The sequence below is a fragment of the Cobetia amphilecti genome, from assembly GCF_032923285.1.
Classification (GTDB): Bacteria; Pseudomonadota; Gammaproteobacteria; order Pseudomonadales; family Halomonadaceae; genus Cobetia; species Cobetia amphilecti.
In genome coordinates, this window is sequence record NZ_CP136695.1 from 2,696,372 (window position 1) to 2,710,616 (window position 14,245).

The window sequence follows — 14,245 nt, forward strand, 5'->3', positions numbered from 1 at the left end:
TGGTCAAGTGTTTTTGGCCACCGAGCTTTGAGCATTCCAGTAGTTCTTTTCTGCCAAGTTCGGCGGTATCCCATCGTTATGCTTGTGCGGCCTGAGGCTGCTGTAGTAACCGATCATATAATCAGTGACAGATCGCTTCGCCGCAGCGACATCGGGATAGCCGATCTCTGGTATCCATTCCGTTTTCAGGCTTCTGAAGAAGCGCTCTGTTGGGGCATTGTCCCAGCAATTGCCACGGCGACTGAGACTCAGCGTCATTCGGTAGCGCCAAAGCATCTGCCGGAATGCCCGGCTGGTGTACTGGCAACCCTGATCCGAATGAAACAGGATATTCCGTGGCTCTCCACGCGATTCGTAGGCCATGGTCAGCGCTTTCTTTACCAGCTCCGTGTTCGGCGATAGGGACAATGCCCACCCCACGGGTTTACGAGCATACAAGTCGATGACCACTGCCAGATAAGCCCAGCGTGCCCCTGTCCAAATATAGGTAATGTCGCCGGTCCATACCTGATTGGGCTTCTTTACATCGAACTCCCGATCAAGAACATTCGGTATATCCAGGTGTGGCTGATCAGCCTTCTTGTAGGCGTGCCTCGGCGGCTGCGAACTCATCAGCCCCAGCTGCTTCATCCGCCTGCTGGCCCGATAACGACTCAACTGTATTCCTGCCTGCGTTTGCGATGCTGCGAGCGCCGGCAGAGCCGTTACTGACGGTATGCGCCTCGACAACCTGATCCAGCAGCTTCTGCTCAGTCTCACAAGGTCTTCTATCCCGACCACGCCAAGCCCGGTAGCTACTGCGATGCACCCCAAACACCTGACACAAGTGCTGCACCGCGTAGCTCTCTTCAAGTCGCTCGATTATCGAGAATTGCTCAGGGAGTCCGACATCAAGAGAGCGGTAGCCTTTTTTAATATTGCCTTCTCTTCTTCCACTCGCCGCAGCTTGCGCTTCAGTTCCTGGATCTCACGCTGTTCCGGCGTCAGAGCCTCACCTTTCAGCGGCGCCTTGCCTGCCCGCTCAGCGCGAAGCCTGCGAACCCAATACTCCATGGTGGATTTGCCAACCCCCATGGCCTCACACGCCGCCTTCAGCGTGTAGCCCTGGTCGACCACGAGCTGGGCCGCTTCCATGCGAAATTCCGGGCTAAACGTTCTCTTCTTCGTCATCATCTGCACCTGATTGTCTCTGTGAGCCATCATACACTCAAAGTCAGGTGGCCAGATTCACTGTGCCACTACAATCGTCACAGTGAATCCGGTGACGAGGTGGCTCGGCGAATGCAGGAAATGCACTGGCTGGCAGAAATCACCGCAGCCATCGAAGAACAACGGCTGGTGCTTTATCAACAACCGATTGTCAGCACCCTCGCCACTGCAGAGCCTACCAACGAACTTCATTACGAAGTACTAGTACGCTTGAAAGGCAGGGAAGGAGCCATCATCTCTCCGGGCGCCTTTCTGCCTGCGGCGGAGCGTTATGGCCTGTCAGCCGCCATCGATGAACATGTTATTCGCCAATATCTGAACTGGCTCGCAGCGCACCCTGCGCATGCCCAGCGACTGACCATGGTGTCACTCAACCTCTCCGGGCACTCCATCAGCAGCCCGAGCTTTCGCGACCTGCTGGTCACGATGGTCCGCGACAGTGGCATCCCGGGTGACAAGCTCTGTTTCGAAATCACCGAATCCGTCGCCATCACGCGGCTGGGCGATGCGCGCGCCTTCTTCGAGGCTCTCGGCGCACTCGGCTGCTCCTTCGCACTGGATGACTTTGGGAGTGGGGTATCGTCCTTCGGCTACCTGAAAAACCTGCCCGTCGACTTCCTGAAGATCGATGGCGCCTTCATACGCGACATGGACACCAACCGCGTCTCTTACTCCATCGCCCGCGCCATTGCCGAGGTAGCGCGTGAAATGGGCATGAAAACTGTAGCCGAATTCGTAGGTAGTCCGGAGGTACTCGCCTCCGTCGCCACCGTCGGTGCCGATTTTGTGCAGGGCTATGCGCTGGGCATGCCGGAACCCCTCGAGGCAATCGCTATACTCTCCAATACCGACGATAATCAAGAGAAGCGACATGCTGACGACCCGGCCTAAAGCACGGTCTTACGGGCCCGTGATGGCTAGACGCAGCCTCTTGCTCCTAAAGCTGGCTAAATCCGCTGGCTGAACTAGAGCAAGCTGAGCCAAGGGCTTGCCGAATCAAGGCGGAGCGCTCCATAGAGCAAAGCGCGGTATTCCCTCGAGACCACACAACCCCCTCTTTCCAAAGCCCTCTCCAGAGCCAGACCAGAGAAGCCCAGTCTCCAAGCGGCAAACGCCACTCGGAGGCTGGGCTTCTGTTCTCTTATTCAAAATTCAGGGTGCAGGAAGGAGAATAGCGGTGTCAGAAACCTGATTCGCGACGCCAGACTCCCACCACTTCACGCTAGGTGCGGCTCAACAGGCTGCGCGGCTCAGTCTCGACGTTGACCATGCCCCGCCGGCCAGGCATCGAGAGTGTCAGCGCCTGGGAAAAGTCCACTGGCTCAAGCGTGACTCGATAGAGGCTACGCATCAGTTCCAGCTGCCCTTCCTCGCCCTCGCGAACCTTCAAGTCCCCACCATCGGGCGAGGCCATTTCCGGCTGCTCAAGCACCGCGACTGCCTGAGGTTCGACGCTGACCACGCGCATTTCCAGCCGCTTGCCTACCGGCGCCAGCGGATAGAACCAGCAGTGGCACCTTCATCGACGCGCAGCACCTTTTCCTCTTCCATCCGGGCCGTCAGGGTCACCTGCCGGGGATTGCGCAGCGTCATCACCCACTCCCCTTAACCGACCCAGCCCCCTTCTCTCAAGGCAGGATTTAGCGAGTGCACCTTGCCGGCGAATGCCGCCTCCAGCTGACCGGTCGCCTGCTCGGCTTGCAGCGCGCGGCCCCGTTGGCGCTGCACGTCCAGATCAGCCTGCACCACTGGGCTATCCTGCAGCAGCCTGCGATCCAGACCACTGGCGGAGCGACACCAGCCCAGCTGCTCCACGCGATGCTCGGCGGGGAAAATCCATAAAATATTTTTAAAAACAGAATATTGATTACATCAGTTTCTTGACCCACAGCGCAGCCGCTTCCACCAGCTTCTGGTGCGCATGGCGGAAGGCCTCTTCGCTCTTGCGATAGGGATCGGGAATCTCTTCCCCCTGGCCGCTAGCCAGCCAGCGGCCGAACAGCATCGTCTTGCCACTGACCTGCGGTGCCATCTGGTTGATGGCGCGGCGATGGCCATCGCTCATGACCAGAATCAGGTCTGCAGCCGTCAGCATCTCGACCGACACCTGGCGCGCTCGATGCTCATCTACCTCGAGCCCTGACTCGACGGCGAAGCGTGCTGCCGTGGGTTCGACCGAGTGATCGACCAGTGCGCCCACACCCGCCGAGTGCACCGTCTTGCCAGGCAACGCCTGCTTCAGCAGTGACTCGCCGACCGGACTGCGACAGATATTGCCGGTACATACCACCAGAATATTGTTGAACACGCTGACTTCCTCTTCCTTGTGACGCTTGCACTCATGTTGATGGCCCGGCACGCGGCAAGCTTGGCCCCGCACGGACGTCAGATGCCCATTGTCGCATGCTGGCAGCCTGTTCGGCAGGTTCACATTTGACCGCTTCGCGATCGACCACTGATGACACCTGTGGCTTTTCAAGGGACAACAGCGTGCTCATATGGCAACACTGAGGTGACCCGACGCAATAGCCCCAGCCCCTTGAAGATCTCAGGCAATATCGCCAAGTCCTGGTGTGTAGCCAATGAAGTGACTGGCTCAAGGGCCGATCTCGATCCCTCGCGATCCCCATTCAGTCACTTGCTGAACCAGCACCCACCAGGGAGGCAAGATGAGCAACAAGACACTGACCGCATCCAACCCGGCCAATGACAAGGTTCTCAAGGAATACGCCATGCTGAGCAAGGAAGAGGTTCAGCAGAAACTGGAGCAGACGCACAAGGCGTACTCGAGCTTCAGCCAGACCACCGTGCAGGATCGTGCGCAGCGCCTCACCGTTCTGGCGGACCTGATCGATGAGCATCAGAAGGAAATTGCCACGCAGATCGCTCATGAGATGGGCAAGCCCTATGATCAGGGCATCAGCGAGACGCAGATTTCCTCCAGCATCGCGCGCTTCTATGCCGACAACCTGCCCAAGCTGATGGAAACCGAGCAGCGTGATGTCGATGGTGCCGTGCGTGCCAAGATCGTCAAGGACCCCATCGGCGCCGTCCTCGGCGTGATGCCGTGGAACTATCCGCTCTATCAGGTCATCCGTTTCGCAGCTCCGGCCCTGGCGGGCGGCAATGTCTGCCTGATGAAGCACGCCTCCAATGTCCCGGGCTGCGCCGATCTGATCACCCAGCTGTTCCACAAGGCCGACTTTGAAGAGGGTATCTTCACCTGGTTGCCGGTGGGCTCGGAGATGATCGAAGACATCATCAATGATCCCGTTGTCCAGGGCGTCACCCTGACCGGCAGTGAAGAGGCGGGTCGCAAGGTCGCCGAGCAGGCAGGCGCAGCGCTCAAGCCAAGCGTACTGGAGCTGGGTGGTATCGACCCACTGATCGTGCTGGATGATGCCGACATCGAGCGTGCGGTGGATCTCGCCATCGCCGGGCGTTTCGACAACACCGGCCAGAGCTGCGCCGCGTCCAAGCGCCTGATCGTCGACAAGTCCCTCGCCGAGGACTTCTCCAAGCGTCTGATCGAGAAGGTCAAGGACATGCGCATGGATGATCCGATGAGCGAAGGGGTCGATATCGGCCCGATGTCTCGCAAGGACCTGCGCGATGACCTGCATGACCAGGTCCAGCGCGCCATCAAGTCAGGTGCCAAGCTTGAGTGCGGTGGTGAGATTCCGGATCGCGACGGTGCCTGGTATCCGCCGACGGTGCTGACCAATGTCACCCAGGGCAATCCGGCCTTCAATGAAGAACTGTTCGGGCCGGTCGCCTCCGTGGTGGTCGCCGACAACGAAGCGCATGCCATCGAGCTTGCCAACGACTGCCCCTATGGCCTGGGCAGCACCGTGGTGGCCAAGGACGACGAACGGGGTGAACGCGTCTCTCGTCAGCTGCAGGCCGGCATGAGCTTCGTCAACCGTCCGACCACGCCCTTCGCCCAGCTGCCTTTCGGTGGCGTCAAAGGCAGTGGCTATGGCCGTGAGCAGAGCGAATATGGCTTCGGTGCCTTCATGAACATCCGCACCGTCTATGTCGCTGAGCACTGAGTCGCTGAGCACAGACTCGTTGCGCGTCAAGGCGTAACGTGATGTCAGCGACGCTGAAGAGCTAAAAAGACTGCAGCGGATGATTCACTCCAGTCCCTTCGCTGCAACGAACAACGCCCCGCTTTTCAGCGGGGCGTTTTGCGTCAAGGGTTCGCAAGCTCTGCCTTGCGATATTCCCTCCCTCAACCAGCGCGCTGATCGCACTCATCACATCAGCGCGTCACGCAGCCCTGCGGGCATGCCTCACCTTCCAGCTGAACCGTGACGTGCGAGATGTCATGGCCGTCGCGCAGATAGTCCTGAACACGCTCCAGCACATCGCCGGGCACGCTGGTGGCGGCCACGACGACATGCAGACTGGCAATCGGTGATTGTGGCGTCAGCCCCCAAAGATGCAGGTCATGTACGCTCTCCACGCCTTCAAGCGCCAGGACGCCCGCCTGGATATCGGCGTGATCGAGCTGCTCAGGCGTGCCTTCCAGCAAGGTGTGCGCCGAACGCTTCACCAACGACCAGGCGCCGCGCAATATCAGTACCGCCGCGAGCACTGACAACAGCGGGTCAGCCTGATTCCAGCCAGTGGTCATGATGATCAGCGAGGCGACAATGGCCGCCACCGAGCCGAGCAGGTCCCCCATTACGTGCAATACCGCGCCGCGCAGATTGAGGTTGTCCTGGTCGCCCTGATGCAGGATACGAAATGCCGCGATATTGACGACCAGCCCAAGTACGGCGATGGCCAGCATCGGCCCCGCCAGTACTTCGGAGGGCAGCCAGAGCCGCTTGATGGCGGCCACCACGATCGCCGCCCCGATCACCAGCAGGGTCAGGCCATTGACGAATGCGGCCAGCACCTGAAAGCGCGCATAGCCGAAGGTCAGCTTGCGGGTCGCCGCCCGATGCCCGAGGCGAAATGCGCCCCAAGCCAACGCCAGCGAGACCGTATCACTGAGCATGTGCCCGGCATCCGCCAAGAGGGCCAGTGAGCCCGCGACCAGCCCGCCGACCACTTCCGCCAGCATGAAACCGCCCGTCAGATACATCGCCAGCTTGACGCGTCGCTCGCTGTCGGCTGTTACCTCAGGCGCATGATCATGGTGGTGACCGTGATGATGATCATGTGAGTGGCTGTGCGAATGGCCGTGTGAATGGCCATGCGAGTGCCCGTCTGAAGGGTCGGAGCCATGAGAATGATCGTGAGCGTGCTGCCCGGAAGGCTCATGCGAGGGTTCGCGAACCTCATCTTGCGGTGTCGATGCCATTCAACCTCCGGCCATCTAATGAAAAAAGAAACGTGTCTGCATGATGCGCAGTGTAACGTCGAAAGTCGCGCGGCTTTCAAGACGCATTGGCGGATTTGCGCGTTCCGATAAAGGCCAGCAGCCACTGCGCCAGCTTGATAGGATAGTTATCACTTGCGACGCAACGAATAAAGGATTCCCGCCTTCCCCATGAGCCTCTCCTCCGAGACGACCCCTTCCCGCTCGCCCCTCAAGGCCGATCTGCTGCTCCTGCTGGTCACCATCATCGCCGCCGCAGGCTGGATATTCTCCAAGGAGGCAATGGCCGGCATGCCTCCTCTGCTGTTCATCGGCAGTCGCTTCCTGCTTGCGGGGCTCATTCTGGCCATCTTCGATGCGCGCTCACTGGGCCAGCTGTCCACCGCGCGCAAGCTGCGCGCAAGCGGCGTCGGAGTCCTGTTCGGGGGCGCCATGGCCTGCTGGTCACTGGAGGTCGCACTGTCTGATCAGCTGGGCGTGATCGCCTTCATCAACAGCTTCGGCATCCTGCTGGTGCCGGTACTCGCACGACTGCTGTTCAAGGACAGACCGCCGCTGAGCACCTGGATCGCACTGCCCACCGCCCTGCTCGGTTTCGCCCTGCTCGGCATGGGCCAGCCCGGCGCGACCGATGGCTTCACCATCGAGCCCGCCCAGTGGCTCATCTTCGGCGCCGCCTGCCTGTTCGCTCTGGTGTTCAACTTCAATTCACGCCTGGTGCGCAATATCCCGGCCCTGCCGCTGACGGCCATCCAGCTGATGACCACCGGCGTCACCTGCCTGATACTCTCGGCGCTCAGCGAGAGCTGGCCCGCCGGCATCAGTCTCGACATCCTGAGCTGGTTCCTGGCCAGCACCCTGATCGCCAGCACGCTGCGTTTCTTCCTGCAGATCTACGCACAAGGCCTGACCACCCCCAGCCATGCCTCGGTCATCCTGATGCTGGAAGCGGTCTGGGCCGCCCTGATGTCGGCCGCCTGGTTCGGTGAGCGCATGACCCTGATCCAGATGACCGGTTGCGGCCTCATCTTCACTGCCCTGTTGATCAATCGCTGGCAATGGATCTCACGCCTGTGGCGTCAGCGGCGGGTTGCCTCGTGAGAACAGCGTCCTGACTTGAGTGTCAGGCATGTCGCCACCATGTCTGACGCTTGAGCATTCGACTTCCCGCCCCATTCTCTGCCACCGGAGCCACCATGATCCCCACGCTACTCGGCGTACTGACGCTGCTGATGGCAGCCTTCACCCTGCTGCCACTGACGCGTATTCGCCATTGGTCGGTGCGCATCATGGACTTCCCCCGTCTGCAGCTGGCCGCCTTGTGGGCGATGTTGTTGATCGCCGACCTCGCGGTGTCCCAGCTTGCCTTCGGGCTCAGGGTGTCACTGGCCGTGATCGCCGTGGCCGGGCTTGTCTATCAGGCACACTGGATCGTGCCCTATACCCGCCTCTTTCCCTGCGAGTCCGCGCGTACCAGACAGCACGACCGGCAGCGTCAGGTCCGCCTGCTCACCGCCAATGTCCTGACCAGCAATCACGATAGTGACAAGCTGCTGGCCATCGTCGAACGCGAACAGCCCGACGTGCTGGTGACGCTGGAATCCGATGACTGGTGGCAGCAGCGGCTCGACGTGCTCGAGGCGGATAGCGAGCAATACGGCTATACGCACACTCTCAAATGCCCGCTGGACAACCTCTATGGCATGCATGTCTATTCACGCCTGCCACTGCATGACGCCAGCATCGACTACCTGGTCGAAGAGGATGTGCCGTCGATGCATGCGCAACTGGAGCTGGCCAGCGGTGACCGCGTGCGAGTGCACTTCCTGCACCCGGCGCCGCCCAGCCCGACCGAGAATGACGAGTCATCCGAGCGGGATGCCGAGCTGATCATCGTGGCGCGCAGCGTCGCCGACAGCCAGCAACCGGTGATCGTCACCGGTGACCTCAACGACGTGGCCTGGTCTCGCACCACGCGCCTGTTCCGCAAGCTGTCCGGCCTGCTGGACCCCCGCGTCGGCCGCGGCATGTTCAATACCTTCCACGCCAACATTCCCCTGCTGCGCTGGCCACTGGATCACCTCTTCCACAGCGAGCATTTCAGTGTGGTGCGCGTGGCGCGCATGGAAGCCTTCGGCTCCGATCACTTCCCGCTGCTCACCGAACTGGCGCTGACGCCCGCCCAGGACACCGACGAGACACTCGATGCCCCGGAGCCGGATGCCGACGACCAGGCCGAGGCCAGCGAGACCGCCAGTGACGAGAATGTCAGCCAGCAGGACGTGCCGAAACCGGGTCGCTGAGCCCGACATGCCTGAGGTGGCATTTGGCTGAATTCTCCAAAAGGTCCCAGACTGGCTGATGAGGGTTGAGCCATACGGGAGGCAGGCATGCGAGGACTCGACTGGCTGGGCACGCGGCTGGCGCGTCATCTCACGGCGCCGGGCAAGCTGCCGGCGCATCGCGCCACGTCATCACCGGAAAAGCTGGCTGCCACCCTGCGGCGCGGCGATGTCCTGCTGGTCGAGGGCTCCTCGCGTATCAGCTCCGCCATTCGCTACCTCACCCAGTCGACCTGGTCTCATGCCGCGCTCTGCGTGCGCACGCCGCTGGACAGCAGAGGACGTCCGGTCAGGGGCGACTGCCTGTTGGAAGCGGACGTCACCGCCGGGGTGCGCCGCGTCCCCCTCAACCATTACTGGCATCAGCACACGCGCATCTGCCGCCCGGTCGGACTCACGGAGGAGGAGATCAGCGCGTTGATCGCCCATGCCGAGGCGCGGCTGGGCCATCAATATGACCTGCGCAACATCGTCGATCTGGCTCGCTATCTGATTCGCACGCCACCGGTGCCAAGCCGCTATCGGCGCCGCATGCTGGCACTGGGCAGCGGCGACCCGACCCGCGCGATCTGCTCATCGCTGATCGCCGAAGCCTTCCAGGCCGTGCGCTATCCCATCCTGCCAGACAGTGACGTCCTGCCCTCCAGCGACCCGGCATGCCTGCACTGCTATCAGGAGTTGCTGCATATCCGCCATCACAGCCTGTTTGCGCCCTGCGACTTCGATATCTCGCCCTACTTCGACATCATCAAGCCGACCCTGTGCGCCGGATTCGACCCCCATCGCCTGCAGTGGAGCGAACCGCCCGCCTGATCTGGTATGCTGCGCGCCATCCGCGGCCTTGCTGGCCGGCACCTTGGCATCAGTTCTGCTGTGCCGACTGCGCCGCCTGCCGCCCTCTGACACTCTTCACGACCGGAACCACGCCCGTGACCAATAACGACATCATCCGTCGCCTCCGCTACGCGCTGAACCTCTCCGACACCGACATGATCAACACCTTCGCTGCCGCGGACCACGAGGTCTCACGCGCCCAGATCAGCGATTGGCTCAAGCGCGATGATGATGAGGCTCAGCAGCGCATCAAGGACATCGACCTGGCCAGGTTCCTCAATGGCCTGATCAACGTGCGTCGCGGCAAGCGCGAAGGCGCCCAGCCGGCGCCTGAAAAGCGTCTCGACAACAACGTGATTCTGCGCAAGCTCAAGATCGCCTTCGAGCTCAAGGATGACGACATGCTCGAGCTGCTGGCATTGGCCGGTTTCGAACTGATCACCAAGTCCGAGCTGTCTGCCTTCTTCCGCAAGCCCGATCATCGCCACTACCGCGAGTGCAAGGACCAGATCCTGCGCAACCTGCTCAAGGGCATCGAGCTGCGCCATCGTCGCCATGACCCGGAGACCGAGCAGCACGCCGTCGATCCGGTCTGATCAGACCCTGATGTGCTCTCAACAACAACGCCGCCCCGGAATCCGGAGCGGCGTTGTTGTATGACGGCAATGGCGATACCAACAGCGGCTCAGCATTCGCGGTTGGGGCGCCCTTCCATGGTGGCCAGGCGCGCCAGCAACGGCGCCATGCGGTGCTGACTCCCTTCCGCCGCCGCGACCAGCGCCGGCAATACCCAGGACGGCAGGCCAGGCATCAGACGGTAATAGACCCATTGCCCCTGGCGGCGGTCCAGCAGCAGACCGCAATTGCGCAACTGGGCCAGATGGCGCGACACCTTGGGCTGCGACTCCTGCAACACGTAGGTCATCTCGCATACGCAAAGCTCGCCTTCTGCATGGATAAGCAACATCAGCACAAGGCGTGTATCGTCGCTGAGGCATTTGAAAAGACGTGTCGGGGTCAGAAGAGACAATGCAGAATTCCACCTGATTCAATGATGTGAGCGTGCCGCCAACCACAGCTGCAAGCGCGTGCGAATTTCGTTCAAGGCGCGCCCATAGGACACCGCAGTATCCTGATTGCGCGGATCTTCGATATCCCAGAACATCAGCTCATCGGTCTGGCCATCCCACTGGCGACACTGCTGCTGCGCCTTCTGACACAGCACGATGACGGCATCGAAGGACTGAGAGCGGTAGCGTTCGATCGACTCGCTCGCCAGACCTGAATTATCCACCCCGGCGCGCGCCAGAGCGTCCAACGCGTGCTGTTGCGGGGCATCAGGCGCGACACCGGCACTGAAGGCGTCAAACTCGTCCCCCGCCATGGTTGCGCAGCAATGCCTCCCCCATCAGGGAGCGGGCAGAATTGGCATTGCACAGAAAAAGCACTCGCTGTTTGGACATGACTCATCTCCAGAGCTGCAATTTTACCTTACCATAGGGTCGCATATCAGAAGTACCGCGCTTGTATAACAAACTGATGTCAGTAGCCTTTCAGGTCTCGGCGCCCCACCTTTAGATCACTTTTTGCAACAAACCCGGCACCAAACCCTGCAACAGACGCGAACGGGCCAGCGCAGTGACCGGCAACTGCCAGGCACACCACGCCAGCCCGCGAAGATCGCCACATGCCACATGCCAGAGATGAGGATCGCCCTCTACATGCTGAACAAGTATCTCGATGACACTCACGTCGAAAAATATGCATAAAAATATATGTGTATCATTTTATTGCAGTCGCGTGACATCTCCGCTGAGCATCCTGTCGGAATCTGTCAACATAGTTGGCACATGAAGTGGTTCTGGCTTTTTAAAACCCTATTGCCTGCGGTATCGGATCCCGCTCCGGATTCAAATGCACTATCTCCGGCAGGTCGAGTTTTCGGATGTCACCTGACCATCGCTCCGGGTGACGCTGCTTCGCGGCCTCGAAGACCTCTCGGCGCTGCGTCAGAATGCCTTTGGCCTCGCCGTCATGACGCTGGCTCGGCGTGACGTAGCGAAGGGCGCTGTGCTGGTGCTCATGGTTGTACCACTCGGTAAATTGCTGAACCCAGTCCTGAGCCTCGGCCAGGGTGGCGAACCCGTCGACGGGGAAGCCCGGCCGGTACTTCAGCGTCTTGAAGGCCGACTCGGCGAAGGCATTGTCGTTGCTGACTCGCGGTCGGCTGTACGAGGGAGTGATGCCCAGGTCATAGAGCTTTTCCAGGAAGGTCGCTGCCTTCATCGGGCTGCCGTTATCTGAATGCAGAATCAAGGGTTTATGACGATCTGTCAGGCGCTCTCGCCAGCAGGTTTTCTGAATCAACTCAGCGGCCAGCTCGCCAGTCTCTGTTTCATAGATCTCGTGCCCGACGATCTTGCGGCTGAAGACGTCCATTATCAGGTACAGATACCACCAAGTGCCGCGCGCGGGACCGGGCAGCCACGAAATGTCCCAGCACCAAAGCTGGTTCGGCGCCGTCGCCTGGTGAGTGGTCGGTGGGCGCTTACGCTGAGGGGCCTGCTGTCGGCCCCGGTGATGTTGCTGATCATATTCATGAAGCACTCGGTATATCGTCGACTCAGAGGCCAGATAGCGGCCCTTGTCAGCCTGATCGGCCACGATGAAGGCCGGAGGGCGGCTTCGGTACTCTGGAGCGTTGCACAACGCCACGATCGCTTTTCGCTCCTCGGGAGATAGCTTGTTGGCCGGTTCCGGGCGATCGGCGTCGGGGCGGCGGTCCGCCGTCACTTCGCCTTCTGCGACCCAGCGGTAGTAGGTCCGCACGTTGATGCCCATCACCTGACAGGCCTTGGCCAGCCGAGCCCCGTCACGCTGGGCGTCTTGCACCAGGGTCACGATGCGCTGGCGATCCGGGAGGCTGGTCAGTCGTCCTCGTCGTGGGTCGTGCCCCAGATCGCCTCGGCTTTTTTTGACAGGGTCAACAGGGCCGCCGTCTCGGCGAGGGCCTTGTCCTTGCGGTGCAGCTCGCGCTCCAACTTACGGAGCCGCTTTTGCTCCGCCTTGCGAGCCTGGCGTTGTTGCTTGGCCTGCGCTGCCACGTCGTCGTTGGCGTTCATGCAGGCATCCCGCCAGGCTTCCACCTGCTCGGGGTAGAGCCCACGCTCGCGGCAATAGGCGCTGAGTTCGGCCTCGTTCATCGGGGCCGTCTCCAGGACGATCTGGAACTTCTCCTGACTGGTCCACTGGTCGGGCTGGGTGGAACGTGATGGCAAAACTTGTCCTCGCTCTCTGGCCTGTTTCCGCCAATTGTAGAGGGTTGTTGCAGTGATGCCTTCCTGTTTGGCCAATTCCGGGATGGTCATGCTCATAGGCGGCGCCATCTTCTTGAGGATGGCTTCCTTACGCTCTGTGGAATAACGCACGTTGATCACCTCTCAATCCGTTTAGGTGACAACTACGCTGGCAGATAAGGGCCCCTCCTCAGCGCTTCTGGCGAAAGCCCAAGGCCTGGCAAGCAGCTAGCAGTTAGCAGTTAGCAGCTAAAGGTTCTTGCTAGTCATCATCGCCCTCTTCCGCACTCTTCTGGCGCGCCTTGCGCTCCTGCTCTTCTTCCATGGCCGCCATGATGTTCTCGAGCAGCGCATCCACGTCCGGCGCTTCGGCGTCGTCCTCATAAAGGCCCGTCAGCTCGACATCCGGGTCCATATCACCGGCCTCGAACAATGCCCAGATCTCGTCGGCGTAGCGTGTCTGTGCCAGTTCAGGCGCGAACATCGCGTAGTAGGCGGTGATATTGGCGACATCCCGCGCCAACATGCTCTTGGCATTATTGTTGGCCGCGGCATCGACTGCCTGCGGCAGATCAATGATCACCGGGCCATAGTCATCGACCAGCACGTTGAACTCGGACAGGTCACCATGCACCAGCCCGGCATGCAGCATGCGCACGATGTACTGCATCATCAGCGCATGGTCTTCCCGCGCCTGCTCGGCGGACATCGAGACATCATTCAGGCGCGGTGCCACATTGCCGTCGTCATCGGTGACCAGCTCCATCAGCAGCACGCCATCGAAGCAGCCGAACGGCTGCGGCACGCGCACACCGGCATCGGCCAGACGATACAGCGCATCGACCTCGGCATTCTGCCAGGCGGCTTCCTGCTGGTTGCGTCCGAAGCCGGAGCCCTTCTCCATCGCCCGTTGACGGCGACTGTTACGCACCTTGCGGCCTTCCTGATACAGCACAGCCTGCTTGAAGCTGCGCTGGGCAGCATCCTTGTAGACCTTGGCACAGCGAATCTCTTCTCCGCAGCGCACGACGTAAACCGAGGCTTCCTTGCCACTCATCAAGGGGCGGAGCACTTCATCGACCAGACCGTCATCTATGAGCGGCTGGATTCTCTTTGGCGTTTTCATCGCGTTCTTATACGCGTTTTGCGATACATCGGGAATCACCCTGTAGCAATTTTGTGACATACCTTACGACAAAACCCCCGCCAATGCGTCATTGGCGGGGGTTTCA

Annotated in this window: 14 protein-coding genes and 1 pseudogene; 6 read left to right on the forward strand and 9 right to left on the reverse strand. The window is 60.7% G+C overall.

The window, feature by feature from the left end:
- Positions 1-3: 3 nt before the first annotated feature.
- Positions 4-1,173, reverse strand: a pseudogene (locus R1T44_RS11500) (IS3 family transposase).
- A gap of 108 nt (positions 1,174-1,281) precedes the next feature.
- On the opposite strand from R1T44_RS11500, the gene R1T44_RS11505 reads away from it, so the two are divergent.
- Entirely contained in the window at positions 1,282-2,100 is an 819-nt protein-coding gene (locus R1T44_RS11505) for an EAL domain-containing protein (RefSeq protein WP_317292079.1), read from the forward strand.
- Between the two features lie 331 nt (positions 2,101-2,431).
- On the opposite strand, the gene R1T44_RS11510 is transcribed toward R1T44_RS11505, so the two are convergent.
- The 3 genes from R1T44_RS11510 to R1T44_RS11520 all read right to left on the reverse strand — a co-directional run bounded on the left by R1T44_RS11510 (position 2,432) and on the right by R1T44_RS11520 (position 3,517).
- Complete coding sequence (locus tag R1T44_RS11510; RefSeq protein WP_159055708.1) at positions 2,432-2,671, reverse strand: hypothetical protein; 240 nt, start codon at positions 2,669-2,671, stop codon at positions 2,432-2,434.
- 143 nt (positions 2,672-2,814) lie between these two features.
- Positions 2,815-3,024, reverse strand: a complete 210-nt coding sequence (locus R1T44_RS11515; protein ID WP_131432200.1) for a hypothetical protein — start codon at positions 3,022-3,024, stop codon at positions 2,815-2,817.
- A 52-nt stretch (positions 3,025-3,076) separates the two neighbouring features.
- Positions 3,077-3,517, reverse strand: a complete 441-nt coding sequence (locus R1T44_RS11520) for an arsenate reductase/protein-tyrosine-phosphatase family protein (RefSeq protein ID WP_284726990.1) — start codon at positions 3,515-3,517, stop codon at positions 3,077-3,079.
- A gap of 361 nt (positions 3,518-3,878) precedes the next feature.
- On the opposite strand from R1T44_RS11520, the gene R1T44_RS11525 reads away from it, so the two are divergent.
- Positions 3,879-5,261: an NAD-dependent succinate-semialdehyde dehydrogenase gene (locus R1T44_RS11525; RefSeq protein ID WP_107334624.1), complete on the forward strand. Its 1,383-nt coding sequence runs from the start codon at positions 3,879-3,881 to the stop codon at positions 5,259-5,261.
- A 212-nt stretch (positions 5,262-5,473) separates the two neighbouring features.
- On the opposite strand, the gene R1T44_RS11530 is transcribed toward R1T44_RS11525, so the two are convergent.
- Positions 5,474-6,523, reverse strand: coding sequence for a cation diffusion facilitator family transporter (locus R1T44_RS11530; RefSeq protein ID WP_213114429.1), 1,050 nt, complete (start codon positions 6,521-6,523; stop codon positions 5,474-5,476).
- A gap of 189 nt (positions 6,524-6,712) precedes the next feature.
- Between R1T44_RS11530 and R1T44_RS11535 the strand changes: the two genes are divergently transcribed.
- The 4 genes from R1T44_RS11535 (at position 6,713) to R1T44_RS11550 (ending at position 10,313) form a co-directional block, all read left to right on the forward strand.
- Positions 6,713-7,642 (forward strand): DMT family transporter, encoded by a 930-nt coding sequence (locus R1T44_RS11535; protein ID WP_317292080.1) that lies wholly within the window; start codon positions 6,713-6,715, stop codon positions 7,640-7,642.
- 95 nt (positions 7,643-7,737) lie between these two features.
- Positions 7,738-8,844, forward strand: coding sequence for an endonuclease/exonuclease/phosphatase family protein (locus tag R1T44_RS11540; RefSeq protein ID WP_107334622.1), 1,107 nt, complete (start codon positions 7,738-7,740; stop codon positions 8,842-8,844).
- 87 nt (positions 8,845-8,931) lie between these two features.
- The gene (locus tag R1T44_RS11545) at positions 8,932-9,696 is read left to right on the forward strand and encodes a YiiX/YebB-like N1pC/P60 family cysteine hydrolase (RefSeq protein WP_284726991.1); all 765 of its coding nucleotides are present in this window, start codon (positions 8,932-8,934) and stop codon (positions 9,694-9,696) included.
- A 116-nt stretch (positions 9,697-9,812) separates the two neighbouring features.
- The gene (locus R1T44_RS11550; RefSeq protein ID WP_054557257.1) at positions 9,813-10,313 is read left to right on the forward strand and encodes a YehS family protein; all 501 of its coding nucleotides are present in this window, start codon (positions 9,813-9,815) and stop codon (positions 10,311-10,313) included.
- A gap of 89 nt (positions 10,314-10,402) precedes the next feature.
- On the opposite strand, the gene R1T44_RS11555 is transcribed toward R1T44_RS11550, so the two are convergent.
- The 4 genes from R1T44_RS11555 to R1T44_RS11570 all read right to left on the reverse strand — a co-directional run bounded on the left by R1T44_RS11555 (position 10,403) and on the right by R1T44_RS11570 (position 14,139).
- Positions 10,403-10,738: a metalloregulator ArsR/SmtB family transcription factor gene (locus tag R1T44_RS11555; protein ID WP_283248893.1), complete on the reverse strand. Its 336-nt coding sequence runs from the start codon at positions 10,736-10,738 to the stop codon at positions 10,403-10,405.
- Positions 10,739-10,765: 27 nt separating this feature from the next.
- Complete coding sequence (locus R1T44_RS11560; protein ID WP_394805757.1) at positions 10,766-11,101, reverse strand: arsenate-mycothiol transferase ArsC; 336 nt, start codon at positions 11,099-11,101, stop codon at positions 10,766-10,768.
- A 485-nt stretch (positions 11,102-11,586) separates the two neighbouring features.
- Positions 11,587-13,103 (reverse strand): IS3 family transposase gene (locus tag R1T44_RS11565; RefSeq protein WP_284727461.1). Its coding sequence is split into 2 segments (ribosomal slippage): positions 11,587-12,666 and positions 12,669-13,103, totalling 1,515 coding nucleotides; the frame shifts between segments, so codons are not numbered across the junction.
- Between the two features lie 172 nt (positions 13,104-13,275).
- Positions 13,276-14,139, reverse strand: a complete 864-nt coding sequence (locus tag R1T44_RS11570) for a PA4780 family RIO1-like protein kinase (RefSeq protein WP_054557253.1) — start codon at positions 14,137-14,139, stop codon at positions 13,276-13,278.
- Positions 14,140-14,245 lie beyond the last annotated feature (106 nt).